Origin of the sequence: Streptomyces sp. ST2-7A (assembly GCF_021390475.1) — a bacterium.
Classification (GTDB): Bacteria; Actinomycetota; Actinomycetes; order Streptomycetales; family Streptomycetaceae; genus Streptomyces.
The window spans coordinates 24061-50189 of the sequence record NZ_JAJUWS010000006.1 but is presented as its reverse complement, the minus strand read 5'-3'; the positions used below and the strand labels follow the sequence as shown (position 1 = coordinate 50189).

Genomic DNA, 26129 nt, shown 5'->3' with positions numbered 1-26129 from the left:
GACGCGTCCACCACGCCCCGGGAGGACGCTCGACGCTCGGGGGTGACCGTTCGCGGCTGGTTCCACCTGGTCCTGATATCCATGGGCATCATCGTGGCGGTGGGATCCCTCGTCGGCGCGGAACTCCTCAACCGGACGGCCGAGGTGTCCGATCATCTCTCCAACACCATCCAGCCGGCCCGGGCGGAGGCGTACCGCCTCCAGATCGCGCTGGTGGACCAGGAGACCGGAGCCCGCGGCTACGCGATCACCGCCGACCCACAGTTCCTCGACCCCTACACCACCGGCCTGCGGCAGGAACGCGAAGCCCTCACCGGTCTCCGGGAACTGGTGGGAGGGCACGCCGCCCTCGTGGAGGACCTGCGGGCCATCGAGGAGGCCGCCGAGGCGTGGCGGCTCGAACATGCCGAACCGATGATCGACGGTGTCGTCGAGGGCAATCCGCAAACCCTCGACCACGCGGCCGCCGAACGCGGCAGGGTCGCCTTCGAGCGGGTGCGAACCCTCACCGACGAGCAGGGCGAACGGCTGACCATCGCCCGCGAGGACAGTCGAGCCGAGCTGATGAGCACCCGCGCCCTGCGCGACGTCGTCCTGCTGGCCATGGTCGTCGTCTTCTTCCTCACCGCCGTGGCCATGACAATCCTGTTGCGCACCCTGGTGATCCGCCCGCTCACCCACCTCGCGGCCGAGTCCCGCCGGGTGGCCCAGGGCGAGTTCGACCGGCACATACCCGCCGAGGGCCCCGCCGACCTGCGCTCCATGGCGTTGGACGTGGAGGGCATGCGCCGCCGCATCGTCGCCGAACTCGAGGCCTCCCGCGAGCAGCACGAACGCCTCGAGCGTCAGGCCGCCGACCTCGACGCCCGGGCGGTGGAATTGCGCCGCTCCAACGCCGAACTGGAGCAATTCGCCTACGTCGCCTCGCACGACCTGCAGGAACCGTTGCGCAAGGTCGCTTCCTTCTGCCAGTTGCTCGAGAAGCGCTACGGGGACAAACTCGACGACCGGGGCGCCCAGTACATCGGGTTCGCCGTCGACGGCGCCAAACGGATGCAGGTCCTCATCAACGACCTGCTGACCTTCTCCCGGGTCGGCCGGCTCAACGAGTCCCGCGCGGCCGTCGAACTCGACCGGACCCTGGACAAGGCACTGGCCAACATCTCGGGAACCATCGAGGAGAACGGGGCACGGATCGAACGCCCCGAGCGGATGCCGACCCTGCCCGGTGACCCGACCCTGCTGGTCATGCTGTGGCAGAATCTGATCGGCAACGCGGTCAAGTTCCGTCGGCCCGACCACTCGCCGGAGATTCGCGTCACCTGCGAAACCGATGACGACGGTACCTCCCTGCTGGTGGCCGTGACCGACAACGGCATCGGTATCCCGGAGAAGTTCGCCGAAAAGGTGTTCGTCATCTTCCAGCGCCTGCACGGCCGGGACTCCTACTCCGGTACCGGCATCGGACTCGCCCTGTGCAAGAAGATCGTCGAGTACCACGGTGGGAGGATCCGGATCGACACCGGGTACACCGACGGCACCCGATTCCTGTTCACCCTGCCCCTGACCGGGGACCCCGGGATCCTCGCGGCCCCGGCCCCGGCCCCGGCCCCGGCCCCGGCCCCGGCCCCGGCCCCGGCCCCCGCCGCCCCCGCCGCCCCCGAAGGGACCACCTCGTGACACCCAGCGCCGAACCCATCGACGTCCTTCTCGTGGAGGACGACCCGGGCGACGAACTCATGACCCGCGAGGCATTCGAGGACAACAAGATCGGCAACACCCTCCACGTCGTGCGCGACGGGGAGGAGGCGCTCGACTTCCTCTACCGGCGCGGTGACCACCCGGACGCCCCCCGACCGGATCTGATCCTCCTGGACCTCAACCTGCCCAAGTACGACGGACGTCAGGTACTCCAGGAGATCAAGTCCGACGCCGATCTGGCCCACATCCCCGTGGTGGTGCTGACCACCTCCGCCGCGGAGGAGGACATCCTGCGCAGCTACAAGCTGCACGCCAACGCCTACGTCACCAAGCCCGTGGACCTCGACCAGTTCATCGCCGCGGTCCGTCAGATCGACGACTTCTTCGTCCAGGTGGTCCGACTCCCCGGCCGCCACTGACCGGGCACCCCGGCACACCGCCCGACCACCGACCGCCGGTTCCTCCCGGGGGTCGGTGGTCGGGACCATCCGGGTGCCCGTCCCCGGAGGAGCACATGGGCGTCCGTGTCCCGGGGCACACACCCCGCATGCCGGACGTTCTCCTCGCCTCGGTCGGGGCCCTCGCGGTGCTCGTGGCGATCCTTTCCGCGCGATTGCAGCGGGTGCCGCTCAGCGCACCGCTGCTCGCCCTGCTGACCGGTGTCGTTCTCGGACCGGCGGTCACCGGGGTCATCGATCCGCCCACGGTCGTGGAAGCCCACGAGGAGGTGCACGAGGCGTCCCGTCTCCTGCTGGCGGTATCCGTGATGGCGGTGGCGCTGCGGTATCCCTTCCGCGAGGTCCGGGCCCGGGCCCGGACGGTGGCCCTCCTCGTCCTCGTGGCCATGGTGGGGATGGCGGCGAGCACCACGGCGGTGGCCGTGGCCGTTCCCACCATCGGCCTGGCCGCCGCCTTCCTGCTCGGTGCCGCCCTGTGCCCCACCGACCCGGTGCTCGCCTCGGGCGTCGCCACCGGAGAATTCACCGAACACCGCCTTCCCGCGCGCACCCGCCAACTGCTCTCCCTCGAATCCGGCGCCAACGACGGTCTGGCGCTACCCCTGGTGCTCGCGGCGGTGGCCGTCGCCGGACCACTGAGCGGCTCGGCGGCGGTCGCGGAGAGCGTGTGGCAGGTACTCGGCGGGGTCCTCCTCGGAGGGCTGACGGGAGTGGCGGGCGGCCGGTTGTTGCGTGTCGCCGAACACCGTCGGGAGGTCGAATCCGGGCCCGCCCTCGTCTACACCCTCCTCCTCGCACTGTTCGTCCTCGGGGTGGCGGGTCTGCTCCACCTCAATGGCGTGCTCGCCGTCTTCGCGGCCGGACTGGCTTTCAACGCCACCGGGCCCGCCGCCGAACGCGCCGAGGAGGCCAGGATCGACGAGACGGTGAACACCTTCCTCATCCTGCCGCTGTTCGTCATGCTCGGCGCGATGCTGCCCCGGGAGGAGTGGGCCGAACTCGGTTGGGGGAACGGCCTGCTACTGGTCGTCGGGGTGCTCCTGCTGCGCCGGCTGCCGATCCTCCTCCTGCTCGCCCGGCCATTGGGACTGCGCCCGCGCGACGCCGTCTTCCTCGGGTGGTTCGGGCCGATGGGGGTCTCCGCCCTGTTCTACCTGTGCGCGGAGGCCCATCGTCTGGGTGTCGACCCGGTGGTCATGGGGGCCGGGACCCTGGTGGTGGTCGCCAGTACCGCGGTCCACGGCATCACCACGGCACCCGGCGTCCTGCTGTACCGACGGGCGGCCCTGCGCTCGCCGGAGCCCGGGGCCCGGGGCCCGCGCTCACCCTGAGCGCCCGGTCCTCCGGGTCGTCCTCACATCCGCTGCCACCGGGCCATCGCGATCGCGAACCCTCCGAACAGCGTCAGTCCCAATGCCACGGCCGTCAGGATCCACGGCCCGGCCGGGGCCTCCGTGAGTGAGCGCAGCGCGTTGTCCAACCCCTTGGCCTCGTCCGGATCGAACCGCGCCGCCGCGCGAATCACGAAGAACCCCACCGTGGCGAAGACCAAGCCCCGTGCCGTACCGCCGCCCACCGCCAGCACGTCCACCAGACGCCGGGCGCCTCGAGACATGTCCGGGCGCAGCCGCTTGCGGTGCTTGGTCCCTACCGCCCGCACCACGAACCATCCACCGACGGCGATCACCCCCACCCCGACGATCCCCACCCACCAGGGACCGCCGGGCAACTCCAGGGCGCGGGCCGTCATGTCCCGGGACCGCTCGTCGCTCGATTCACCGCTCCGCTCCCCACCGGCGAAGGACAGAGCGGAGAAGGAGATCACGGCGCACGTCACGCACCCGGCCGCCGCCCCCAGCCGCTTGCCCACCTTTTCCCCGTCGGGACCGGTGACGCCGACGATCGCCTCGGTGAGGCGCCACAGGGCCAGCGCGGCCATCCCGCATCCCACCAGCCAGACCAGCAGGGACCCGAACGGTTGCGCCACGAGTTCCTGCAACGCCCCCTGCTGGTCGGCCTGCTCTCCGCGGGAACCGAAGGCGATCTGCAACGCCAACACCCCCACCAGGCCGTGGATCACCCCCTGCGCCACCAGGCCGGCCCGGGCCAGGCCCCGGAACACCGGACTGCGCGCCCCGCGGTGGGCGGCCCGTTCCGCGCCGTCGGCGGCCTTCCGGCCCTGCTCGGTGACTGTTCCGCTCACGGTCCCTCCCCGGGATGGTGTCCGGGCGGGCGACTGCCCACGTCCCGCGGAGGAAAACCCGACGCACCGTCGGGGACCCGACACCCGCAGCGCTTTCGTCCCCGCCGAACGAGCGGAAACCCTTCACCCGGTCCCGGGTCGGTCGCCGAAGGGATCACCGGCCGCTCCGGCGATGCGGATGAGCTCGACCCCGTCCTCGCGATCGACCCGGACGTACACGGCGTACCCCCCACCCCGTGTGGAGGCCCGCTGTCGAGCGCACTCCAGGACGACGTCGACATCCACACCGGAGATCTCGTACTCGTCCGAGACGTTGTTGTCGGCGTCCCACGGATACACGCGGTAGCGGGCCTCGTCGTGCTCCAGGGTGGTGTCACGGGGATCCACGGAGCGAATTCTCATCCCCCGATGATGCCCGCCCCGGGGAGAACCGCCCCCTGTTCTCCCCACCCCCGTCCACCGGAGGCCGGGGTACCGCCTCCTCCGGGGTACCGGTGATCCTCATGGAGGACGGTGATGGAATGTGGGGCCGAAGCCCGTCCTCGCTTCCCGGAGAACACCCGATGACCACCCGCACCAAGGTCCTGTTCGTCACCGACCTCGCCTATCCGGCGCGCGGACGCCGTTACGCCGACGAGGACATTCTGCTCACCTCCCACCTGCGGGAGGACTTCGATGTCGCCCTGTGCCATCCGTTGGACGCCATCGCACTCATGGACGCCTTCGATCTCGTCGTCGTCCGCAACAGCGGCCCGGTGATCCACTACCGGGAGGCGTACGAAGCCTTCCGCAGCCACGCCCTCGCCCACCGGGTCCCGGTGTACAACCCGCTCACCGGTCGTGGTGACATGACCGGCAAGGGCTACCTGCCGCTCCTGACGGCGGCCGGGTACCCCGTCATCCCCACCGTCCGACACCCGGCGGACCCGGATCACCTGCCCCCGGCCGGCCGGTACGTCGTCAAACCGGAGACGGGGGCGGACTCCATCGGACTGCGCGTCCTCGACCGCTCCGAACTGGCGGACCCCTCCGGGACGATCGGGGAGGGGCAGCTGGTCCAGCCGCTGGTGGACTTCCGGTACGAGGTGTCCTTCCTCCACCTCGACGGCGTCTTCCGCTACGCGCTGTACGCCCCCGACCCGGAGCGTCGTTGGGAGCTGCGGCCCTACGAGCCGACCGACGACGACCTGGGGTTCGCCCGCCGGTTCATCGACTGGAACACCCTCGAGCACGGCATCCAGCGGGTCGACGCCTGCCGCACCCGGGATGGCGAACTCCTCCTGGTCGAACTGGAGGACCTCAACCCCTACCTCTCCCTGGATCGGGTCCCCGAGCCGGTTCGGGAGGACTTCCTCGCCGCGTTCACGGAGTCCCTGCGCCGTTTCGCCGTGCTCCACCCCCGGACCTGACCCCGGAGGGGACCGCTCCACCGTTCGCCGGGACGGCCCACCGCGGGAGGCGCGCCGCCCCGGGGGGTGCCACGATGACGGTCCGGGCCCGGAGGCCCGGGCCCGGCCCGCACAGGCCCGGACCGTACAGGCCCCCGACGACGGATGGACGGGACATGGACAGGACCGAACTGGTCGAACGCACCCTCGACAAGGCCGCCGACCACGGGGCCGAGCTCTCGGCCGAGCAGACGGCACAGGTCGTCGACGCGCTGTTCGGCACGCTCGAGCGCCCCGGCTCCATCGCCGAGGTCATCCGATCCGGCGAGGCCGTCACGGTGCTGGGCTTCGGCACCTTCGAGGCCGATGACCGCGAGGCGGTCTTCCGCCCCGGCACGGCCCTGGTGGAGTACCTGGAGAACGGGCCCGCGCCCCGCCGCTGAACGGCCCGGACGCGTGGAGCCCGCCGTGGACCCCGCGCGGGGCCGGGCGCTCAGGAGGCGAACAGGTCCATCCCGCCGAGCGCCAGCCCCGCTGCCAGGATGCCCCAGACCAGGGTGGCCGTCCCCACCCAGACGGTGGCGCGCCGGGCGGTGACCCCCATCGACACCGCGACGGCGGCGGAGAGTTGGGTGCCGATCCCCAGGGGCCCCAGCACGGCCAGCCCCGGCATGCCCCACCGGTTCAGGATGCGGCGGATGCGTTCCCGGCGCGCGGCGGCTCGGTCGGAGGTCGGTGCGGGGGCGGGCTCCCCCTCGGCGGCCGGCGCGGAGGAGACCTTCCGGGCCCGCCGCTCCAGCCACCAGCGGCGCAGCCGCTCCCCGTACCAGGCGGTCAGGGCGACCGTCAACAGATTGCCGGTCAGGCCGGCCACGGTCACCGCCACCGGATTGAGGCCCGCGACGATCCCCGCCGGGATCACGATGATCGCCTCCAGCCAGGGGAGTGCCCCGCCGAGGAAAACCCCGATCAATCCGCCGATCTCCACCGTTCCCGCTCCCCTGTGTGTGTGTCGTTCCGTGTGCCCGCCGTCGCCGTTCCGCCGACACGGCCCCGGGCGAGGCCGTCGACGGCCTCGGCCAGCAGTCGGCCGTCCAGCGGTCGGTCGGTGACCAGGGCCTGGATCAGAGCCCCGTCGACCAGGGCGGTGACCGCCCCCGCCGTCCGTCGGTCGCAGACCGTCGCCACCACCCGGGTCATCTCCCCGATCCACGCCTCCACCAGGGGGCGCAACCGTTCGTCCCGGGCGGCAGCGAGATAGAGGTCGTACTCGACGATCGCCCGTTCCCGGTCCGCCAGATAACCGGCGGCGGCGTCCGCGATCACCGGTCCGGGGGTGTCCGGGGAGGCACGAAGTGCCTCACCCCAGCCCGTGAGGGTGGTCCGGCACTCGTCGGCCACCTTCTTCAGGGCCGCGTCCACCAGGTCGGTCAGGGCGGGGAAGTAATAGGTGGTCGAGCCCAGGGGCACCCCGGCGCGTGCGGCGATGAGCCGATGGGTGGTGTTACCGATACCGTGCTCGGCGATCACCGACACCGTGGCGTCCACGATGGCGGTCCGTCGCCCTTCGGGATCCCGTGCACGCCGGGGTGACGGCCGCGCCGGTTCCTCCGCTCGTCCCATGCCACTCCTTATGTACCTACGTACATGTACGAATGTACCATCATTCGATCGAGTTCTCCCCGGGGCACGGCAACGCCGCCGGTGGAAGCGGGAGGCGGGGTGGTCGACAGCCGGCCCCACGTCGTCACGCCCACCACGGAGTCGCGCGCGGGGGGCGCGGTGGTGGGCGTGGACGGTGGGTGTACTCGCGACCGTGGCGAGCACCTCACCCGGGGACGCTCGGAGCGACCGGCGCCAGGTCGTCCATCCGGCGATCGACCATGGAGCGGATGGTCGGGCCCCGGTCATCCCGGGCGGTCCGACCCCGACGGAGCCCCGGTACCGACCGACATCCCCCTTCCCCGACCCGGGGGCGGGGAGGTGGTGGCCCACTCATCCGGCGGTGCGCGTGAGCAGGCCGCGGTTGCGCAGGAGCCGTCGTTCCAGGGGGGTGAAGAGGAGGAGATCGATGGCCACGCCGACCAGCAGGATGAGGATGATCGAGGCCAACACCCCGGACATGTTGGACAGGGTGCGGTGGTTCTCCATGAGCTGGCCCAGTCCGGTGCCCAGGTCGGGGGAGCGGACGATGAGTTCGGCCGCCATCAACGAACGCCACGCGAAGGCCCAGCCCTGTTTGAGGCCGGCGAGATAGCCGGGCAGCGCGGCGGGCAGCAGGATGTGGCGCACGGCGGTGAAGCCACGGGCCCCCAACACCCGACCGACCTTCAGGTGGATCGGCGGTATCTGATCCACGCCCGCGACGATGCCGTTGGCGATCGAGGGCACGGCCCCCAGCAGGATGACGGCGTAGATGGTGCCGTTGCTCAGCCCGAACCAGATGATGGCCGCCGGAACCCAGGCGATGGAGGGCAGGGACTGCAGACCGGTGACGATCGGGCCGATGGCGGCGCGCACCGGGGCGAAGCGGGCGATGAGCAAGCCGAGCGGTGTGCCGATGGCGATGGCGACGGCGAAACCGAGGATGCCGCGCGAGACGCTGGTCCACACGAAGTCCAACAGGGTGCCCCGTCGCCACATCGTGTCGATCTCGAGCCATACGTCCCATGGCCCCGGCAACACGTAGTCCGGCTTGACCCCCGAGAGGTATGCCAGCTGCCACACCGCCAGGACCAGGGCGACGGCGACCAGCGGGGGCACCGCCCTGGTCCGCAGGACATGTCCCCATCGGGGTTTCCCCGGTGAGGTGCGGGTCTCCAGGGCGTCGAGGCCGGCCTCCAGGTCGGCGAGTTCTTTTTCGGTGGTCCCGGTGTCGGTTCCGGTACCGGTCCCCGCGTCGGTGGGGTGATCAGTGGTGGCCATGGCGGCGGATCTCCCTGCGCAGGTGGTCGGTGATGGTCAGTGAGAGGGCGGAGACCTCCGCGTCCTCGATGCGCCGGGGCTGGGGGATGGGGATTTTCCACTCCCGGACGACCCGGCCGGGGCGGGAGGAGAGGAGGACCACCCGTTGGGCCAGGCGCACCGCCTCGCGGACGTTGTGAGTGACGAAGAGAACCGAGACGCCGGTGGCGGACCAGACGCGGATGAGCTCCTCGTGCAACACGTCACGGGTGATGGCGTCCAGCGCGGCGAAGGGCTCGTCCATCAACAGCAGGCGGCTGTCCTGTGCCAGGGCCCGCGCCAGTGCCACCCGCTGACGCATCCCACCGGACAGCTCGTGGATCCTCTTGTCCCCGGTGCCACCGAGCCGGACCAGGTCCAGCAACCGCTCGGTCTCCGTGCGCCGTTCCGGCGCCGGGACGCCGCGCAGCCTCAGGGCCAGATCGATGTTCCGGCCGGCGGTGAGCCAGGGGAGCAGGGCGTGTTCCTGGAACATCAGGGCGGGACGTCCGCCGGATAGGTGAATCTCCCCGGCGGACGGCTCGTCGAGCCCGGCGATCAGATTGAGCAGCGTGGACTTCCCGCATCCGGAGGCGCCCAGCAGGGTGACGAACTCCCCGGGGGCCACGGTCAGGTCGATATTGTCCAGGGCGGGCTGCCGGTCCCCGCGCGGGCCGAAGGACTTCGAGACACCGTCGACGCCGACCGCGGGAGGAAGTGTATCGCCGCGAAGGCGCGTCGTGGTGGGGGCTGTTGTCATGAATGCGTCTCCGGAGGGGCGGCGGGCGGTCATTCGGTTCCGAGACCGGCGTCGTCGGTGATCTCCGATTCCCCTTCCTCGGCCAGGACCTTGTTGAGCAGCCGCAGGTCGTAGATGCCGGTGAGGTCGGTCTCCTCCAGCAGGCCGGCGGCCACGGCATGGTCGGCGCCGGCGCTCAACGTTTCGGCCAACGGGTCGTCGAGGAACTCGACGTGATCGAAGGCGGGGTCCAGGACCTCGGGGGGAAGCGCCGCGCCGGAGAGTTCCTCGAGGGCGGAGTTGATGATCTCCTTCGCCTCCTCGGGGTTCTCGTTGATCCGGGCATTGGACCTCACCACTCCGCGGATCACGGCCTCCACGACATCGGGATGGTCGGTCAGGAACTCCTGCGAGGCGATGACATGGGTGACCACGTAGCGACCGTCGTCCCAGAGTTCTCGCTCGTCGAGCGCGGTCACGGCCCCCTGCGAGACCAGCTTGGCCGCGGTCGGCTCGGGTACCCAGGCGCCGTCGATGGAGCCGTTCTCGAACGCCGGGGGGATCTCGGCGTTCGCGATGCGCAGGATGGTGACGTCCCCGACCCCGGACTCGCCGTCCACCTCGAAGCCCTGCCCGTCCAGGTAATTCAGCAGAGCCACGTCCTGGGTGTTGCCCAACTGGGGGGTGGCGAGGCGCTTGCCCTCCAGGTCGTCCGGCCCGTCGACGGTGTCGGGGTTCACCACCAGTGAGGCGCCTCCCGAGGCCGCGCCGGCGACGATGCGCAGGTTGCGGCCACCCGACTGCGCGTAGCCGTTGATGGCCGGGTTGGGGCCTATGAAGGTGATGTCCACCGCGCCGGCGTTCAGCGCCTCGATCGCGGAGGGTCCGGCGTTGAACACCTGCGTCTTGAGAGAGGTGCCCGCCAGCTCCGCACGGATCGGGCCGTCCTCGGCCAGGCCCACCAGGGCGGTGCCGTGCGTGATGTTGGCGAAGTAACCGATGGAGACCTCATCGGCGGAGAGCGCCCCACCCTTCCCGGCGGGGGAGGCGGTGTTGTCCGTCGAGGAACCGGTGGGGCTCTCGGAGCCGTAGCCGCAGGCGGCGAGCGCCCCGGCCAGCAGAGCGGCGCCGAGGGTCGCGATCCCGCCGGAGGAACGGGGCGCCGGACGGCGACGGGGGCGGGAACGACGGAACGCGGACATGTGGGGAAACCTTCCGATGGGTGGGAGCCGGTCGGTGGGGGCCGAGCGGCGGGAGTGGGGTGCCGTGTCCCCTGTTCCGGGCGGCCCGGCGGGACGACGATCACGGACGTGCGGGGTCATCCCTCGTGACCGCATGGTGGGACGGTGATCCCGGCCAGGGGAGCGCACCGGTTCGCGGGGCACGGCCGGAGGAGAGAGGGTCGGCGAGCCGCCGGTCCCACCACCGTCGACGGACGGGGCGGACCGGCGGGTGAACTCGAGGAGCTCGAAGAAACGGTGTTCAGCGTGGCGTACAGGCGGAGCTGTGGACGCGGTCGAGGTCGCTGTGAGCTCGACCGACCAGGGAAGTTCCGGCTCGGGACATGTCCGGAACCGTGGCACGGCGGTACCGGACTGTCCATCAATGTTCATATGGCAAGAAAAAATGTCTTGGTATATGAGATGAAATCCCGCCTGGGGGCGGGTCGCGGGAACGAGGCGTCCACATGCCGACATGTGGACGCCTGCGGCACGGAAAAAGAGCCTCCTGTCCGTTCCTGTGTCCAGCCATCGGACATCCCTTGTGCCCGGAGGGCGCGGTGGGCCACTATTCCCATCAATCTCATAGGGAAGATCGGGAAAATGGGGTGTCGTGGACGGAACGCGGGACACGGTGGAGATCGGGACCGTCTTCCCCGGCGGCTCCCGCTCCGGACGGTGGGAAACCCACCACCGAGAGGGCTTGTCGCGATGACCGATCTCCTTCACTCCCCGGCCTCCGGGGCCGGGCCACGGGAGCGAATCGTCCGTGACCTCGCCGATGACCTCGCGCTGGACGCGGTCGAGAGGGATCGGGCCGGTGTCCCACCCTTCGAGGAAACGGCCCGGCTGCGCGAATCCGGCCTTCTCACGGCGCTCACCGTCCCTCCCGGCGCCGAACACGGCACGTCCTGGGAGGACGCCGGCGCCGTGGTGCGCACGGTCGCGGCGGCGGACAGCTCGGTCGCCGAACTGCTCGCCCGGCACCACGTGTTGTCCCGAGCCTGCCACTTCCTCGAAGCCCCGGAACGCGACTTCGCGTCCGGCACCCGCCCCGGGGACCGGACGTGGCTGCTGGCCGGCGACCTCGGAGCCGGCCCCGTCGCGGAGTCGGCCCGGGCACGCCACGGTGGTCTCACCATCACGCCGTTCCGGGGAGGGTACGTCCTCAACGGTCGCCGTCGGCTCTCCACCGGCGTCCCGGTGGCGGATCGACTGGTCCTCGGGGCCGTGTGCTCCGCCACCGGGGACACGCGGGTCGTGCTGGTCGATCCCGATGCAGAAGGGGTCGAGACCGACCCGCTGCCGGAGCACGAACGAACCGGGCAGCGTGCCGGGGGCGCCGGACTGGTCGATTTCCAGGACGTCCTGCTCGGCCCGGAGGCCTTGCTGGGTGTGGTGGAGGGGGACGAGTACCGCAGGGCGCCGTCCACTGCCCTCGCCCCGCTCGCCACCGGACTGATGCTGGTCCAGGTGGCACTGGGCACCGCCGAGGGAGCCCTCGCCGAGGCCCGGGACGCGATCCTGGCCGGCCATCGGGTCCACCCTCTCGACACCTCCGACGACGACCTCGTCGGCGAATCCGCAGACGAGGCCGACCTCCTGCACACCTGGGGTGAACTCGCGACCTCCCTGCACGTCGCCTCGACGGTCGCCGATCGGGCCGGTACCGCCATGGGGGCCGCGCTCCGCCGTGGCCGACGGCTGACCGCGGCGGACCGGGCGGAAACCGCCGTGCTCGTGGTGACCACCGAGGCCGTCGTCGCCGAGGCGGTGCCCCGCATCACCGCACGAGTCCTGGAACTGGCCGACACCCCCGGACTCGACCGCCACTGGCGCAATGCCCGGGTACTGGTCGGGCGAGGCTCCAGCGCCCGTCGGTTCAGGGACATCGGCAGTCATTTCCTCTACCCGTCCCGGGGCGTGACCACCGCCCCCGGCTGACACCCCCGGACCACCTCGGCACCCACGGGCTCGGTACGGGATACTTCTCCCATGCGAATCTCCGCCCGGGTCGACTACGCGGTGCGGGCCGCACTGCATCTCGCCGCGACCGGGCAGGACGAGTTGGTCAAGGCCGAGACGATCGCCGGGGCCCGGGACATCCCGCACAAATTCCTGGAGGGCATCCTCAACGACATGCGCCGGGGCGGTCTGGTCATCAGCCAACGCGGTGGCAACGGTGGATACCGCCTGGCCCGGCCCGCCGAGGAGATCACCGTGGCCGACATCATCCGCGTCGTGGACGGCCCACTGGTCTCGGTGCGGGGTGTGCGCCCCCCGGAACTCTCCTACGAGGGGCCCGCCCGGCCCCTCCTTCCTCTGTGGATCGCCCTGCGCGCCAACGTCCGCGAGATCCTCGAGGGGGTGACGCTGGCGGACATCGTCTCGGGCGCCCTGCCGCCGGAGGTCGCCGGACTCGCCGACGACCCCGGGGCCTGGGACAACCCCTGAGCCGTCCGCCGACGGAAGCGGGGACGCGCCGGGGGGAGGACCCCGGGGGCCGCGGCGTCGGGGGGTAGCGTGGCCGGAGGGAAACACCGTCCGCCGCACCGGGATCCGTGAGAGGAGGGGCGAACAGCCCGCCATGAGTTTTCGTTCCAGCCCTGCCGGCACCTCCCGTCCCCGGGCCATCGAGCGGGGAAGCCGCCTCGCCCCGTCCCTGACGGTGCTCACCGCGATCACCCTGGCCACCGCCTGTTCCGCCTCCGGGAGCGGGGCGGAGGGCTTCGGCGGAGGGCCCCCGCCCACGGCGGAGGAAACGGCGGGGTCCGTCCCGTCCGGCGGGGCCGATTCCGACTCCGGTTCCGCCGACGAAACCGACACCGTGCCGGACCCCGCGGCGGTGGAGGCGAACGAACTGGGCGTGGTGCCCGTGCTGATGTACCACCAGTTGGTCGAGGACCCGCGCAGCGTCTACGACCGCACCCCCGACGACTTCCGGGCGGAACTCGAACGTCTCGCCGAGGAGAATTACGTCCCGGTGACCGCCGGGGAGTACAGCCGCGGCGAGATCGACATCCCGGCCGGGACCCATCCGGTCGTCCTGACCTTCGACGACTCCACCGACAGCCAGTTCGCCCTCGACGAGGACGGGGAGCCGACCCCGGACAGCGCCGTCGGCATCCTGCTGGAGGTCGCGGAGCGTCACCCCGGTTTCCGACCGACGGCCACCTTCTTCGTCAACGACAACCCCTTCTCCGCGACCGGTGCCGGGAAAGCCCTCGAGTGGCTGACGGATCACGGGTTCGAGATCGGCAACCACACCCTCGGCCACCCGAATCTCGGACAGGTGGGGGACGGCGAGGTGCGGCGGGAGATCGCGGCCAACGCCGTGGCCATCGCCGAGTTGGTGCCGGGGACCGAGGTCACCTCACTGGCACTGCCCTTCGGGGTGATGCCGTCGAACGCCGCGCTCGCCGTGGAGGGCGAGAGCGACGGCCACGCCTACCGCCACGACGGGGTCTACCTGGTGGGCGCCAACCCGGCCCCCTCGCCGTTCGCCGACTCCTTCGATGCCGGCGTCATCCCGCGGGTCCGCTCGGCCGGCCCGGAGGACGAGGACGCCGAGCACGGCTCCTCCCGTTGGTTGGACCGTCTGGGGGACGGCGGCCTCGACCGCTACACCTCGGACGGGGACGCGGAGACCATCGCCTTTCCCGAGGAGTACGCGGATCGTCTCGCCGACGCGCACCGTGACCGCGCCCACCCCTACTGATCGCGGGCGGGAGACCTCGGGGGGTCGTACGGTCCCCCGCGCCCCGTCACCCGTCACCCGTCATGGGGAACGCCCCCGGAAGAGATCCGGGGCGTGCCCCACGACGCCCGGGTGTCGTCGCTGCCCGGCGTTCGGGGAACGCCGGGCAGCGGTCGGACGACGGGGCAAGTGCCGTCAGCCGGCGTAGGTCTCGTACTCGGCGATCCTCGGGGTGCCGTTCGAGGAGGTGATCTCGAAGGTGATCTTGCGCAGCGTGGTCCGGGGGAAGGTGATGGTCCCCGTGGTGTTACCCGAGGCCAGGACGGCACCGGTGTCGTGGTTGATCACCCTCCAGGACCTGATGTTGCCCTCGGAACCCGCCGCCTCCCGGATGTTGATCCGTGAGACCGCGGTGGCGGAACCCCACTTGATCGAGACGGCCCCGGTCGAACCGGAGGGCGACCAGTGGGTACTCATGCTGTTGTCCCGCACGTTGCCGTAGCTCGTTCCGGAGGCCTTGCTGGAGCCATCCGCGTCGGCGTTCGAGGCGAGGCTCAGGTTGCTGCCGCTCGGCGGGTTCGTGGGCGGCGGGGTGGTGGGCGGCGGAGTGGTCGGCGGCGGAGTGGTCGGCGAGCAGCTGCCGTTCGAGAACTGCACACCCTTGTTGGCGCCCGCCAACCGGCTCACGAGGTCCGGCACGCAGTTGGCCCCGTCCAGGCGGTGGGAGTAGGGGATGCTCACACTGGTGGTGGACTGCATGCCGGGTCCGGCGGGGTTGGTCTGGCTGCCGGGGGAGGACCAGGTCACTCTGTCGAGGATGTTCCCGTTGGTGTGCCAGGAACCGGCCTCACTGGTGTAGAAGGTGCCCAGCACGTCCTTGGAGGTCTGGAAGTAGTTGTTGTCCACCCGTACCCGGGCACCGGCCCGGGAGTTGATGCCCGATTCGCGGATGTTCACGTAGTGGTTGTTGTAGACGTGGGCCACCCCACCGCGCATCAGGGGAGCGCGGGAGTCCAGGTTCTGGAACAGGTTGTGGTGGTACGTGATGAAGCTGTTCGAGCGGTCGCTCTCGCTCGAGCCGACCAGGCCACCGCGGCCCGAGTTGCGCAGGATGCTGTAGGACAGCGTCACGTACTGGGTGTTGTTCTTCAGGTCGAAGAGGCCGTCGAAGCCCTCCGACTCGCCACCCGACGCCTCCAGGGTCACATGGTCGACCCAGACGTTGCGGACGTTGTTCTCCATGCCGATGGCGTCACCGCCGTTGGAGGTGGGGGAGCCCGACTTCTTGACGTTCCGGACGGTCACGTTCTGGATGATGATGTTGCTGGCCTCACGGACATGGATGCCCAGCTGGTCGAAGACGGCCCCGCTGCCGACCCCGACGATCGTGACGTTGCTGATCTGCTTGAGCTCGATCACGTCGTCGGCGGTGTTGCAGCTGTTGCCCGACACCTTGCTGGTGTTGCCGTGGTTGATGGTCCCCTGGACCTCGATGATGATCGGGGTGCTGCTGCTGGCCCGGTTGCACAGGGCCGAGTGGATCGCGGTACCCGTCGTGGCCCGCACGACCTGGCCGCCGGCACCGCCGGTGGTCCCGCCGTTCTGGGAGGCGTAGCCGGTGGCGGTACCGGTCGCCGCCGTCGCCGAGGTGGTCGACATGACCACGCCGGTGCCGGCCGCGATCGCCGCCGTGGTCAGTACGGCACCGAGCCGCAGCGCTATCGAACGTTTCATTCCTGCCTTCTCTCGTGTTCTCCGGCCGGGCGCCTCCGCGCCGGGCGACGTGCCCGGTTCGGCGGGCCGTCGGGGCCGCCGAACCGTCGCCGGGGGGGGGCGCCGGTCGATCCGGATGTGGGGGGATGTGGGGGGTGGAGCGGGTGCCGGTGTTCACCGACCGGGATCGGGGAACCGGGCACGTCGAGCCGTCCGTCGTCCCGTCCTCCCGTCGCCCCACCCGGGTCGGGGGAGAACGACGGCCGGCACGTCCCGGAGCTGCTCGCGGACCACGCCGCCGGGCGGCGATCCGGCCGGGGCGGTGGGCTCGGTGGAGTGCTCCCGGGGGCCGTGGTGCGGTCGGGAGCGCGGGGGACGTGTGGCCCGGTTGCGAGGGCACGCCGTTCCATGGGGTGACATGCGGAATCCTCTCTCCGGCGGAGGGGTGATCCGGGGGATGGGGGGCGACTCGGTCCCCGGGCACACGGCTCTGCGATGCAACCGATTGCGTTACATGGCGGAAACAGCGTGGCGGCTTGTCTGTACAGTGTCAATACATACGACAGTGGGATGGGAACTTGCCGAAACGGAAGGGGAGTTCCGACAGCAACCGATTGCATGTTTACCCGTCATCGGGTGGGGTGGAGACGTTCGGGCCCCGATGTCCGGGAGACGGTTCGCGAGAGATGACGTGTCGTCCGTGGTCGCGCGGGCCCGGATCCGATCGGAGTTCGGCGCGGCTCGGCCGCCGGACCCGGGTGGAAGCGGCGAGGCCCTCGGTGTCGTCCGGGTCCCGGAGCGGCATCCGGACGCCGGACGAATGCTCGCCCGCGGAGGGGAACTCCGGCGGAACCGCGGGAGGGGTGTCGGCGTTGTGCCGACCCGGCGCCCGTGGCGCGCCGGGGGCGCTTTCGGGGGCGCATTTCGCGGATGTGACGTTCGGTTGTGCGAATACGGGCTCGTGTCGTCGGTCCGCGAGTGCCGACCGACCACGGCCCGACCCCCGGGGGGAGCGGGGGTCGGGCCGTGGCGAACGAGTCGAACGGTGCGGTGGGCGCTGGGGGAGGGAGGGCTCAGTTCCGGCCGGTGACCAGGAGAGCGGGGACGACCACGTAGTGACCGGGGTCATCGAGGACGTATTCCCCGCTGCCGGGGGTGAGCAGGGCCCGGGCCCGCTCGATGTCCTTCCCGTCCATCCCCGCCTCGGCCCCCTTCAGCCGGGCCGCCGCGAGGAACTCCGGCCATACGACGTCCTCGAGGTACGGCCGCACCGTCGGATCCCCGTCGATCGGGAAGCCGACGCGTGGCAGCACGCGCAGTCGGACATCCCGCAGCCCCGCGGCGACCATCCAGTGCACGTGTCGTTCGTAGTGGGTCGGTCCCTCGTCCGGGATGCCCCAGGCCGACTCCGAGGCGGCGCGCAGCAGCCGCTCCAGGCGTGAGTGGCCGGGCAGGAACATCGCCTGGTAATAGTTGCTGGTGAAAAGACCGGCCACGCCGCCGGGCGTCAGTGCCCCGGCGATCAGGGCCACCGTGGCGGCGGGGTCGTCGACGTTGCCGGGCCAGACCACGTCGGAGGCCCACACGGCGTCGAAGGGGTCACCCGCGGACGCCTCGGTGAGCACGTCCATCAGATCGGCCTCGCGGGTGTCCACCCGCGAGGCCACATCGTTCTCCTCCGCGTGCCGACGCGCGAGTTCCAGCACGTCGGCGCTGCGGTCAACGCCCAGGACGCGGGTCCCCGGGCCGGCCGCGCGGGCGAGTGCCACCAACCCGCCGCCCCCGCCGGTGCCCATGTCCAGGATGCGTCCCCGGTCACCGGGGTCGAGGGTCGCGACGGCCTGCTCGACGACCGGGGCGAAGAAGTCCCGGTTGCGTGCGAGGTAGGTGAACAGGTCTGCCCGATCGGTGGTTGTCATGCGTTCAGCCTATAACGACAATCATTTCCATGTTGGCGCGACCGGATCCCTGCCCCCGGGGGTGGGATCGGATGGGCGGGGGGCGAGGGGAGCCCCGCAACCTCCGCGTCCCCCTCGGGCCGCCGTGGTGATCTTCGGTGTGGTCGGCCACCTCTCCCGGCGGAACGCGCGGCCCTGTGGGTCGAACTGTGGAGGCACGCGACGGCGGCCAACCAGGCCCGTGCGAAACGTTCCGGGGCGTCGGCCGGAGGCGGCGAAGAGGTCCCGGCCACGGTCGCCGGAGGCCGTGTGCAGGGGGTCGAGAAGGTCGGCCGCGGTCAGGGTGACGCCGGTGTGTACCGGGTGCCGAAGTTGGGGTGCCGTCGGCGTTCCGGGTGAACTTCCGGGCCCGGGTGGAGCGGGTCATGTCGCAGCCGCCACTCGCGGAGCTGTTGGCGTGGTAGACGATCCGGTCCTCGGTGTCGTCGGGAGACTTGAAGAATCCGTTGTGGCCGGGCGCGTAGACGCCGTTGGCGTCGCTCCGCTGTAAGACCGGAGGCGGATGCCTGGTCCGGGGGTCCCGGTTGAGCGGGTCGTTGCCGATGAGGGTGAGCAGACCGAGCTTGTGGTCCGGCCGCCAACAGGCACCGGCCGAGTGGACGATCATCGTTCGGCCGTTGTGGTGAAGCGGTTCCGCGCCCTCGTTCACCGGGTGGGTCCGGAGCTCCCGGGCGTGGGTGGGGGAGTTGATGGTGGCGGGGCCCCTGATGCTCCAGGGATTGCTCAGCGGGATGCCGGACAGGCTCTGGGTGCCGTCCATGTGACTGCCCAGCGGGTAGAGGCGGTCGTTCACCCACAGGACGCCGGGGTCCGGCTCCCGGGTGTTCCCCGGGTCGGCTCCGAAGGTGTACGGACCCGTGGGGTCGGGGTCGGGGCTTCCCGGGACGTGCAGCCGCTGGGCGGGATGGAAGTCGGGCATGTTCTGTCCGGCCACGCAGTACAGGTACCGTCGCGGGCCGCTGGGCGGCGGCGCCCCGGAAACCCGGCTCGTTTCCGGGGCGGCTCACCGTCGAACCGCCCTCCGCAACCCGGCCGTCCGATGTCGGCCGCCGAGCGGTCGGGCGTTGGCCCCCTCGAACGACGGCCGTCCCTGTCGCTGTCTACCGACCGAGAGTTGCGATCCAGGTGGGTGAGTCGGGGCCCATGAGGGCGGAGAGCCGGTTGCCTTCGATGACGATGTCCTGGCCGTACTTGTCGGTGTCGAGGGAGAAGTGTTCCTCGTGCTCGCGGGTTTGTCCCGTGGCCAGGCGCCCTTCGAGGATTTCGGAGCCGTCGAGGTAGACGGACTCGGCGCTTCCGCCGGTGGTGATGCCCTGGACGGAAATGTAGAAGTCGTCGAGATCCACCGGGTTCCCGGAGTCGTTGACAACGGTCAGTGTCACGGTGAAAGGGGTCTGCCCTTCGGATACGTAGTCGTACTCGCCGATCCGGTCGGCGGGGATCTCCGTGACATCGGTGATGGTCAGGGCTACGCCGTCGTCCCAGGTGTGGGTGTCGCCGAGTGGGAGATCGGCGCCGGATTGGTCCGCGTGTTCCTCTCCAACGGTGTTCTCGTCGGTGTCCGCGGGGTCGGTGTCGTCGCATTCGTCGTTGCGCCAGTCCCCGTCCTCGTGGATCCAACGGCCACCGCCGTCCTCCTCCTCCGCTCTGTCCAGGGCCTCGATGCCGGTCTTCCCCTCGACGATGGCGGTGTTGCCGTCCATGTCACGGACAATCACCTCTTCGAGGGTGAGGTTCCCGTACAGCTCTTTGATCAGTCCGAGGCTGAACTCGACCTCCTCCATGGTGGTCCGGGCGCGGCAGCGCTCGGAGAGCAGGTTGTACATGGCGTCGGCATGGCCCCCGTTGATGGCGTCCATGTTGGCCTGGACGGCATCACGGAGAGCTTCTTCCGTTCCGCCGGCTTCGGTGGAAGCGCCCTCACCACCGGTGCCGTCTCCGGTGCCTTCGCCACATGCGGTGAGGGTGCCCAGGACGGTGAAGGCGGTGAACAAGGCGACGGTGGTGCGGGTGTGTCTCATGCGCTTGATGATGCCGCCGACCGGGCGGATGTGAGGACGGTGTTGCCGAGCTGTGATCATCAATATGATGGACGCAGGTGGTTCCCCCGCTGTTTCGCTGTGTCCAGCGAGCGGGTCTGTTCCGTAGTCGGTGGTGACGGAGGGTGTGGTCAGCCCGGGAGGATGCGGTGGCGGAGGAGGGGGAAGCCCGCGCGGTCGTCGGCCGTACATCTGGTGCTTGATCAGCTTGGTTGTTTTGTTCACGCCTTCGGTGCCGCCGTTGTGGTGTGGCAGGGTGAGGGCGGCGTCGACTGCGGCGCGGTCCTTCTCGAGGCCCCGGGTGAAGGCATGCGGGTGGGGCAGCTCCTCGGCCCGGGCCGAGGTGATCCGGGTGCTCGACGGGGCGGCATTGCCGTCGGCGGGATCCGGCAGCTCGGCGAAGCGGTGGACGAGGTCGGCCGGAGCGGTCATCTCGTGGCAGGCGGTGGGGGCGGCCTCGATACGTTCCCGCTGGTGGTCCTTGGGGCGGTCGGGGCGGGTGAGCAGGTGGCGGGGGCACCCGGGGCGCCGAAGCCGCCGTGAGCGAGAACCCGGTTCCCCGAGGCCCCCACCGGGGTGGACGGGGGTGACCCCGGTTCCGGGTCACCCCCGCAGAGGTGACGACCCTCCGTCGAGCCGATGGACCTGCGGGGACGGAAGGCGTTCCGAGGGGGAGCCCCCTCGTCCCCCACCTCGTTCTCCGGAGCCCTCCCGCTGACATCGGAAGGGCGGAAGGCGCACCCGTGCCCCGGAACCCCGGCACGCGAGAGACCGGATCCGAGGATCGGGGAACGGACATCCCGCGGTCGTGAAGGATCATCCGCCACGGTTCACGGTGAACCCGGTCGGGACGGGTTGCACCGGTCGCGCCCCGGGGCGGGGGATCTCAGTGGGAGGGCGTGGACGCCTGCTCGGGCATCGCCACGATCTCGTCACAGAGCCGGCTCAGAAGCGGGATGTCGTGGCTGATCACCAGCAAGCCGATGGAGCGCTCAACCACGATGTCCATTACGACGGCGAACAGTTCGGCTTGTGTGAGGGTGTCGAACATCGCTGTCATCTCGTCCGCTATCAGATAGCGGGTCCGTGGACCGAGAGCCCGCAGAAGGCAGAATCGTTGAAGCTCCCCACCGGACAATTCGGCGGGACGCCTGCCGTACCACTCGGCTCGGATCCCAAGACGCTCACAGAGCGCGGGGTCGGGGTCGTGCGCCTCCGCGATCACGGATCGCATGGTCCACCGTGGGTTGACCGCTTTCTCGGGGTGCTGTTGCACCAACTGCACCGGACGCGGTCCCGGCGCGTTCACCGACTCCCCGTCGGTGAGTACGGTCCCGGCCGTGGGGGGGAGATGGCCGGCGAGGATCCGGGCCAGAGTGGACTTGCCGCATCCGCTTTCCCCGGTCAGGCCGACCACCTGCCCGGCCTCGACCCGCAGGTCGAGGCCGGTGAAGAGTTGGCGACCGCCGGGAACACGGTATGCCAGGTCCGTCGCTCGAAGACTCATCGTGCGACTCCCTTCCAGAAGTCGTGCTGGGGGAGCGCCCGCCAGAGCCGGCGGGCGTACTCGTGTCGAAGCGTCTCACCGCGGCCGGTGAAGGAGGAGGACGACTCCACGGTGACCACCCGGCCCGAACGCATCACGGCGACCCGGTCGGCGATCGCCGCGGCGGAGACCAGGTCGTGGGTGATCAACAGGACACCGGCGCCGTCGTCGGCCAGGGCGCGGAGATGCGACAGAACCTCCTGCAGGGCCGCCGGATGGAGCCCGGGGGTGGGCTCGTCGGCGATCAGCAACCGCATCGTCTCGGTGACACCGGTGGCGAACAGGACCCGTCTCAGCATGCCGCCCGAAAGTTCGTGGGGATACTGTCGGGTCACCTTCTCATCGAGGTGATACCTGGCGAACAAATCCTGTTGGAGTTGCGCGGCGCGTGGACGTGGCAGAGTGAGGCGCACCTGGCGACCGACGGGCATCAACGGGTCGAGGTAATTCACCGATTGCGGGATGAAGGAGATCTCACGCCCCCGCAACCGTCGCAGACGCGCCGGATCAAGGGGGGCCCCGTCGTAGTCGATTTCCCCGCTCACATTGGCCGTGCTCGGCAGGATTCCGACGATGGCATGGGCCAGGAGGCTCTTGCCGGAGCCGCTGGCGCCGATCACCGCGAGAATTTCCCCGGGATCGATGTCCAATCCGAGGCCCTCCACCGCCGGAACAACGCACGGGCGCAGTCCGAGCGTTCCGGTGTAGTGGGTGAAGCCCACGGTGAGATTCCTGACGGAAAGCAGAGGTGTGGTCATCGTGGTCAGCCGCCCTGGCCCGGAGAGGAGGTCAGGACCCGAAGTCGATCGCCGAGCCGGGCGAAGGCGAGGACCACGAGGAGAAGACACAGGCCCGGGAAGAGCGCCATCCACCACATGCCGCTGGAGATGTGGGGCATCCCCTCGTGCAACAGGATTCCGATGGCGGGAGTCTGAGGGGAGAAACCGAAGCCCAGGAAGGTCAGGGCCGCCTCGTGGAGCACCACGTGCGGGAACATCAGCACGAAACCGACCAGCGCCTGGGGCAGCACCTGGCCGAAGAGGTGTCGTCGGGCGATGAACCACTCGGAGCGCCCGAATCCCCGGGAGGCGAGAACGAAGTCGGAGTGGCGCAGATGAAGCACATCGGCGCGGATGAGCCGTGCCAGGGACATCCAGTGGGTCAGGGAGATGCCGATGACGATCCCCTTGATTCCTCCCCCCACGGAGAAGGCCACCAACACCATGAAGACCAGGTGCGGAATCCCGATGGAAAGATCGATCAGCCAGGAGATCACCGCGTCCACCCAGCCTCCGAGCAGGGCTGCGGCGATTCCGAGGACGGTGGCCACGGCGACGCTCAACAGCGCGGTGACCACCCCGACCGCCAGGGAAAGACGCAGGCCCATGACGGTTCGCGTGAAGAGGTCCCGGCCGAGCCAATCGGTGCCGAAAAGATGATCCGGGCCGGGGGCCATCAACCGTTCACCGGCGTGCGAGCGGAGAGAGGATTCGTCGAGAAGCCAGGCGGTGACGACGATCACCAGGAGCAACGCCCCCACGCAGGCGGCGGCGATCGCCAGGTCGACGGAGGCACTGCGTCGGCGGGCGGTGCGCGGAGGGGCGGGTGACGGGCGGCTCATAGGGAGTTCCGGGTGCGTGGGTCGATCAGGACGGTGAGGATGTCGGCGATGAGATTGCCGACGAAGACGAAGGCCGAGCTGAGCAGGACGATGCCCAGCAACATCGGTACGTCGCCGCCGAGACCGGCGGCGACCAGGGTGGAGCCCAGGCCCGGGTAGGAGAAGACTTGCTCGGCCAGAATGGAGCCGCCGAAGAGTTCGCTGAAGTAGGCGAACTGGAGCGCGAGCGCGGGAACGATCGAGTTGCGCAGCCCGTGGTTGCGGAACAGTCGCCAGCCGTGTTCGCCGCGTGCGCGGGCGAACGCGACGTAGTCCGAGTCGAGGACGTCCAACATCCGCTCACGGGTGTGCATGGCGATCGTGGCGACACCCAGTGCGGAGAGGGTGGCGGCCGGGAGCACGAAGTGGTGGAAGCGCTCGGCCATGGTCACCTCGGACCCGGGCACGCCGACGGGCCCGGCCAGACCGACCGGAAACCAACCCAGTACGACGGCGAACAGGGTGAGCAGGAGGATGGCGAGCCAGAAGGTCGGTGTCGATGCCAAGGTGTAGCTGTACCAGCAGATCAGACGGTCGAGCAGACGGTGCCGGTTCATGGCGGCGATGACCCCGAGGGCGTAACCGAGCACTCCGGAGACGAGCCAGGCCACGCCCATGAGGGCCAGCGACATCATGAACCGATCGGCGATGACATCGAGGACCGGCGCCTGGTAGAGCTTGGAAACCCCCAGGTCACCTCCGAGTACGGCACCGAGCCAGGCAAGGTATTGCTCGGCGAAGGAGCGATCCAACCCCCAGTACTCCCGCAGTTGGGCGAGTTGCTCGTCGGTGGGGCTCGCCTCGGCTCCGATATAGGCGGCGATGGGGTCCACGGGGGAGTGGTAAACCAAGGTGAACGCCAGCAACGAGACACCGAACAGCAGGCCGACCAGACGTACTACCCGAACACAGATGACCCGTGCGAGCCCCCGGCCCCGACGCGGTCCCCTCGTGGGGACCGGCGCCGGGGCCCTGCCGGGCATCTCGACGACGGACCGACTGTCGAGAGCGCCGCTCACTGTTCCCGGCGCCAATCAGCAATATTGTTGAACAGCGCCCACTCGTGACCGTGCGCGTGCACCGGCTGGTCGCCCAGGCTGACCCCGTCGGCGACGAAGTAGAGGTGGTCGATCCGCGCCAGCCACACCAGCGGTGCGTCCCCCCCGGGGCCGGCGAAGCCTACGGTGCCGTCCCACTGGGCCCGCTTCCACCAGGAGTTGGCCTCTTCCTGGGTGGTGGCGGCCAGCGCCTGCTCCAGAGCCCGATCGACCTGCTCGTTGGAGTAGTGCGGCATGTTGTTGTAACCGACGTTGTGCTCCTCGGTGGAGTACATCTCGTAGAGCTGGTGCGGATGGTGTCGGCCACCGCCCCAGGTCACGGCGTTGGCCTTGCCGTCGACGAAGATGCCGTCCCAACTGGTGCCCTTGATCCGGATGTCGATACCCAGCTCCCGTGCCTGCTCACCGACGACCAGGGCCAGGTCGCTGCGGAGGTTGTCGTCGGCCGGATGGAGCAGGGTGAAGGACGCGGTCAGGCCGTCCTTCTCCACGATGCCGTCGCCGTTCTCGTCGACCCAACCGGCTTCGGCCAGGAGATCCCGGGCACCTTCCACGTCACCGTCCTCGAAGACGGTCTCCTCGTTGAACCAGGGAAGGGTGTCGGCGAGGGAATAGGCGGGACGTCCGTGACCCTGCAGCGCGATGTCGATGATCGCCTCCCGGTCGAGCCCGATGTTGAGGGCCTGTCGGATCGCCGGGTCCGCGGTCACGTCGTTGCCGACCTCCACGTCCTTGCCGTTGATCCTGCCGGAAGCCCCCGACGGCAGGGTGGGCAGGGACAGGCCGCGTGAATCGACACTCTCGAAGCGTTGCAGGCTCATCCCGGGGAGCTCCTGCCCGGCGAATGTGGGCGGAACGTACAGGACATCGACATCACCGGCACGTGCGGCCGCCAGGGCTGCATCCTCGGTGAGGAAAAGGAAAGTCAGCTTGTCGAACCCGGGGGCGGGGCCGTACCAGTGCGGGTTCCTCTCCAGGATCAGCTGCTGTCCGTCCTGGTAGTCGACGACGCGGTAGGGGCCCGAACCGATCGGGTCGGCCGAGTAACCCTCCCCGTAGTGATCCTTGGGGAGTATCGGTATCTCGGTGAGCTGGCTCACGAAGGTCGACCGCGGCTCGGTCAGCGTGAACTCGATGGTGTGGTCGTCGACCGCCCGGATCCGGTCCACGAACCCCAGGTCGAACTGGACGCCGTCCTCCTTGAGCAACGTGTAGGTGAACTCCACGTCGTGCGCGGTGACGGGGTCACCGTTCGAGAACATGGCCTCGGGCCGCAGGGGCAGAGTCCAGACCAGCCCGTCCTCGGAGACGGTGTGATCCGTGGCCAGGTCACCTTCGAACTCCAACGACGAGTTCGCCTTCAGCAGGGAGCTGTGGATCGGCCGGATCTGGGCCGGACGGGTCCCCCACCCCTTGAGCGGGTCGAATTCACCACCGGAGATGTCCCCGACGGCGAGGGTCAGCGAGGTGCTTTCCGTGTGGTCCGGCCGCTCCCGGGGAGCGCTGTCGGCACAAGCGGTCAGCGTGCTCAGGGCCAGGGAGGTCGCAAGCACTGTGGTTGCCCATGTACGGCGAGGATGACGAGCGGTTGGGAGCGGGTCTCGATGGGGGTGCAACATTTCTCCTATGGGGACGGGACGATCGACGACGGGGTGTCCCCGGGATGGGCACAAGATCGCCTCGAGAACTCTACATGAAAACGATTGTCACTTTGCTGTGGGTGGGGAGGGCGTGGTGAGAAGTGCGTCACTCCGGGATGGGGTCGGCACGGCTGCTCCGACGCCGCTCGGAAGCGAGGTCGTCCGA

At 70.0% G+C, this 26129-nt stretch carries 24 protein-coding genes; 8 read left to right on the top strand and 16 right to left on the bottom strand.

Translation table 11 applies throughout. The features are described from left to right. The first annotated feature begins 81 nt into the window (after positions 1 to 81). From LZF96_RS05430 to LZF96_RS05420, 3 genes are all read left to right on the top strand, one after another. Positions 82 to 1680: a CHASE3 domain-containing protein gene (locus LZF96_RS05430; RefSeq protein WP_233866563.1), complete on the top strand. Its 1599-nt coding sequence runs from the start codon at positions 82 to 84 to the stop codon at positions 1678 to 1680. Beyond that, a complete protein-coding gene (locus tag LZF96_RS05425) occupies positions 1677 to 2120 on the top strand; it encodes a response regulator (protein WP_233866193.1) in 444 nt (147 codons plus the stop codon). The genes LZF96_RS05430 and LZF96_RS05425 overlap by 4 nt, the downstream gene beginning before the upstream one ends. A 128-nt stretch (positions 2121 to 2248) precedes the next feature. Next, positions 2249 to 3490 carry a cation:proton antiporter gene (locus tag LZF96_RS05420; protein ID WP_233866190.1) on the top strand — a complete coding sequence of 414 codons (1242 nt, stop codon included), beginning with the start codon at positions 2249 to 2251 and terminating at the stop codon, positions 3488 to 3490. Between the two features lie 23 nt (positions 3491 to 3513). Here the strand turns inward: LZF96_RS05420 and LZF96_RS05415 are convergent, their stop codons facing one another. Together LZF96_RS05415 and LZF96_RS05410 are read right to left on the bottom strand one after the other, a co-directional pair. Then, positions 3514 to 4362 carry a DUF1206 domain-containing protein gene (locus LZF96_RS05415; protein ID WP_308294150.1) on the bottom strand — a complete coding sequence of 283 codons (849 nt, stop codon included), beginning with the start codon at positions 4360 to 4362 and terminating at the stop codon, positions 3514 to 3516. Between the two features lie 123 nt (positions 4363 to 4485). Continuing rightward, a complete protein-coding gene (locus LZF96_RS05410) occupies positions 4486 to 4764 on the bottom strand; it encodes a hypothetical protein (protein WP_233866187.1) in 279 nt (92 codons plus the stop codon). 161 nt (positions 4765 to 4925) lie between these two features. On the opposite strand from LZF96_RS05410, the gene LZF96_RS05405 reads away from it, so the two are divergent. Both LZF96_RS05405 and LZF96_RS05400 read left to right on the top strand, forming a co-directional pair. Then, positions 4926 to 5771 (top strand): hypothetical protein, encoded by an 846-nt coding sequence (locus LZF96_RS05405; protein ID WP_233866185.1) that lies wholly within the window; start codon positions 4926 to 4928, stop codon positions 5769 to 5771. Positions 5772 to 5926: 155 nt separating this feature from the next. Then, positions 5927 to 6193, top strand: coding sequence for an HU family DNA-binding protein (locus tag LZF96_RS05400; RefSeq protein WP_233866182.1), 267 nt, complete (start codon positions 5927 to 5929; stop codon positions 6191 to 6193). Positions 6194 to 6243: 50 nt separating this feature from the next. On the opposite strand, the gene LZF96_RS05395 is transcribed toward LZF96_RS05400, so the two are convergent. The 5 genes from LZF96_RS05395 to LZF96_RS05375 form a co-directional block, all read right to left on the bottom strand. Next, a complete protein-coding gene (locus tag LZF96_RS05395) occupies positions 6244 to 6723 on the bottom strand; it encodes a small multi-drug export protein (RefSeq protein ID WP_233866180.1) in 480 nt (159 codons plus the stop codon). Continuing rightward, positions 6720 to 7298, bottom strand: a complete 579-nt coding sequence (locus tag LZF96_RS05390; protein ID WP_233866178.1) for a TetR/AcrR family transcriptional regulator — start codon at positions 7296 to 7298, stop codon at positions 6720 to 6722. The genes LZF96_RS05395 and LZF96_RS05390 overlap by 4 nt, the downstream gene beginning before the upstream one ends. A 447-nt stretch (positions 7299 to 7745) precedes the next feature. Continuing rightward, a complete protein-coding gene (locus tag LZF96_RS05385) occupies positions 7746 to 8675 on the bottom strand; it encodes an ABC transporter permease (RefSeq protein ID WP_233866176.1) in 930 nt (309 codons plus the stop codon). Then, complete coding sequence (locus tag LZF96_RS05380) at positions 8662 to 9453, bottom strand: ABC transporter ATP-binding protein (RefSeq protein ID WP_233866174.1); 792 nt, start codon at positions 9451 to 9453, stop codon at positions 8662 to 8664. Before LZF96_RS05380 ends, LZF96_RS05385 begins: the two co-directional genes overlap by 14 nt. 29 nt (positions 9454 to 9482) lie before the next feature. Beyond that, the gene (locus LZF96_RS05375; protein ID WP_233866172.1) at positions 9483 to 10634 is read right to left on the bottom strand and encodes an ABC transporter substrate-binding protein; all 1152 of its coding nucleotides are present in this window, start codon (positions 10632 to 10634) and stop codon (positions 9483 to 9485) included. Positions 10635 to 11363: 729 nt separating this feature from the next. Between LZF96_RS05375 and LZF96_RS05370 the strand changes: the two genes are divergently transcribed. The 3 genes from LZF96_RS05370 to LZF96_RS05360 all read left to right on the top strand — a co-directional run bounded on the left by LZF96_RS05370 (position 11364) and on the right by LZF96_RS05360 (position 14370). Beyond that, a complete protein-coding gene (locus LZF96_RS05370) occupies positions 11364 to 12596 on the top strand; it encodes an acyl-CoA dehydrogenase (RefSeq protein ID WP_233866170.1) in 1233 nt (410 codons plus the stop codon). A gap of 51 nt (positions 12597 to 12647) precedes the next feature. Next, positions 12648 to 13106 (top strand): Rrf2 family transcriptional regulator, encoded by a 459-nt coding sequence (locus tag LZF96_RS05365; protein WP_233866167.1) that lies wholly within the window; start codon positions 12648 to 12650, stop codon positions 13104 to 13106. Positions 13107 to 13239: 133 nt separating this feature from the next. Further along, on the top strand, positions 13240 to 14370 hold the full coding sequence (locus LZF96_RS05360; RefSeq protein ID WP_233866164.1) for a polysaccharide deacetylase family protein: 1131 nt from the start codon (positions 13240 to 13242) through the stop codon (positions 14368 to 14370). 174 nt (positions 14371 to 14544) lie between these two features. On the opposite strand, the gene LZF96_RS05355 is transcribed toward LZF96_RS05360, so the two are convergent. The 9 genes from LZF96_RS05355 to LZF96_RS05315 form a co-directional block, all read right to left on the bottom strand. Next, positions 14545 to 16083: a polysaccharide lyase family 1 protein gene (locus tag LZF96_RS05355; protein WP_233866161.1), complete on the bottom strand. Its 1539-nt coding sequence runs from the start codon at positions 16081 to 16083 to the stop codon at positions 14545 to 14547. Between the two features lie 1052 nt (positions 16084 to 17135). Beyond that, positions 17136 to 17981 carry a class I SAM-dependent methyltransferase gene (locus LZF96_RS05350; RefSeq protein WP_233866158.1) on the bottom strand — a complete coding sequence of 282 codons (846 nt, stop codon included), beginning with the start codon at positions 17979 to 17981 and terminating at the stop codon, positions 17136 to 17138. A 4-nt stretch (positions 17982 to 17985) separates the two neighbouring features. Beyond that, positions 17986 to 18939 carry a family 43 glycosylhydrolase gene (locus LZF96_RS27280; RefSeq protein ID WP_374203113.1) on the bottom strand — a complete coding sequence of 318 codons (954 nt, stop codon included), beginning with the start codon at positions 18937 to 18939 and terminating at the stop codon, positions 17986 to 17988. 181 nt (positions 18940 to 19120) lie between these two features. Beyond that, on the bottom strand, positions 19121 to 20491 hold the full coding sequence (locus LZF96_RS05345) for a hypothetical protein (protein ID WP_374203100.1): 1371 nt from the start codon (positions 20489 to 20491) through the stop codon (positions 19121 to 19123). A gap of 454 nt (positions 20492 to 20945) precedes the next feature. Continuing rightward, a complete protein-coding gene (locus tag LZF96_RS05335; RefSeq protein ID WP_233866154.1) occupies positions 20946 to 21566 on the bottom strand; it encodes an ABC transporter ATP-binding protein in 621 nt (206 codons plus the stop codon). Then, positions 21563 to 22363 carry an ABC transporter ATP-binding protein gene (locus tag LZF96_RS05330; RefSeq protein WP_233866152.1) on the bottom strand — a complete coding sequence of 267 codons (801 nt, stop codon included), beginning with the start codon at positions 22361 to 22363 and terminating at the stop codon, positions 21563 to 21565. The genes LZF96_RS05335 and LZF96_RS05330 overlap by 4 nt, the downstream gene beginning before the upstream one ends. Before the next feature lie 5 nt (positions 22364 to 22368). After that, on the bottom strand, positions 22369 to 23226 hold the full coding sequence (locus LZF96_RS05325) for an ABC transporter permease (RefSeq protein WP_233866150.1): 858 nt from the start codon (positions 23224 to 23226) through the stop codon (positions 22369 to 22371). Next, positions 23223 to 24248 (bottom strand): ABC transporter permease, encoded by a 1026-nt coding sequence (locus LZF96_RS05320; RefSeq protein WP_233866148.1) that lies wholly within the window; start codon positions 24246 to 24248, stop codon positions 23223 to 23225. The genes LZF96_RS05325 and LZF96_RS05320 overlap by 4 nt, the downstream gene beginning before the upstream one ends. Before the next feature lie 32 nt (positions 24249 to 24280). Further along, the gene (locus tag LZF96_RS05315) at positions 24281 to 25876 is read right to left on the bottom strand and encodes an ABC transporter substrate-binding protein (protein ID WP_233866146.1); all 1596 of its coding nucleotides are present in this window, start codon (positions 25874 to 25876) and stop codon (positions 24281 to 24283) included. Positions 25877 to 26129: the final 253 nt, after the last annotated feature.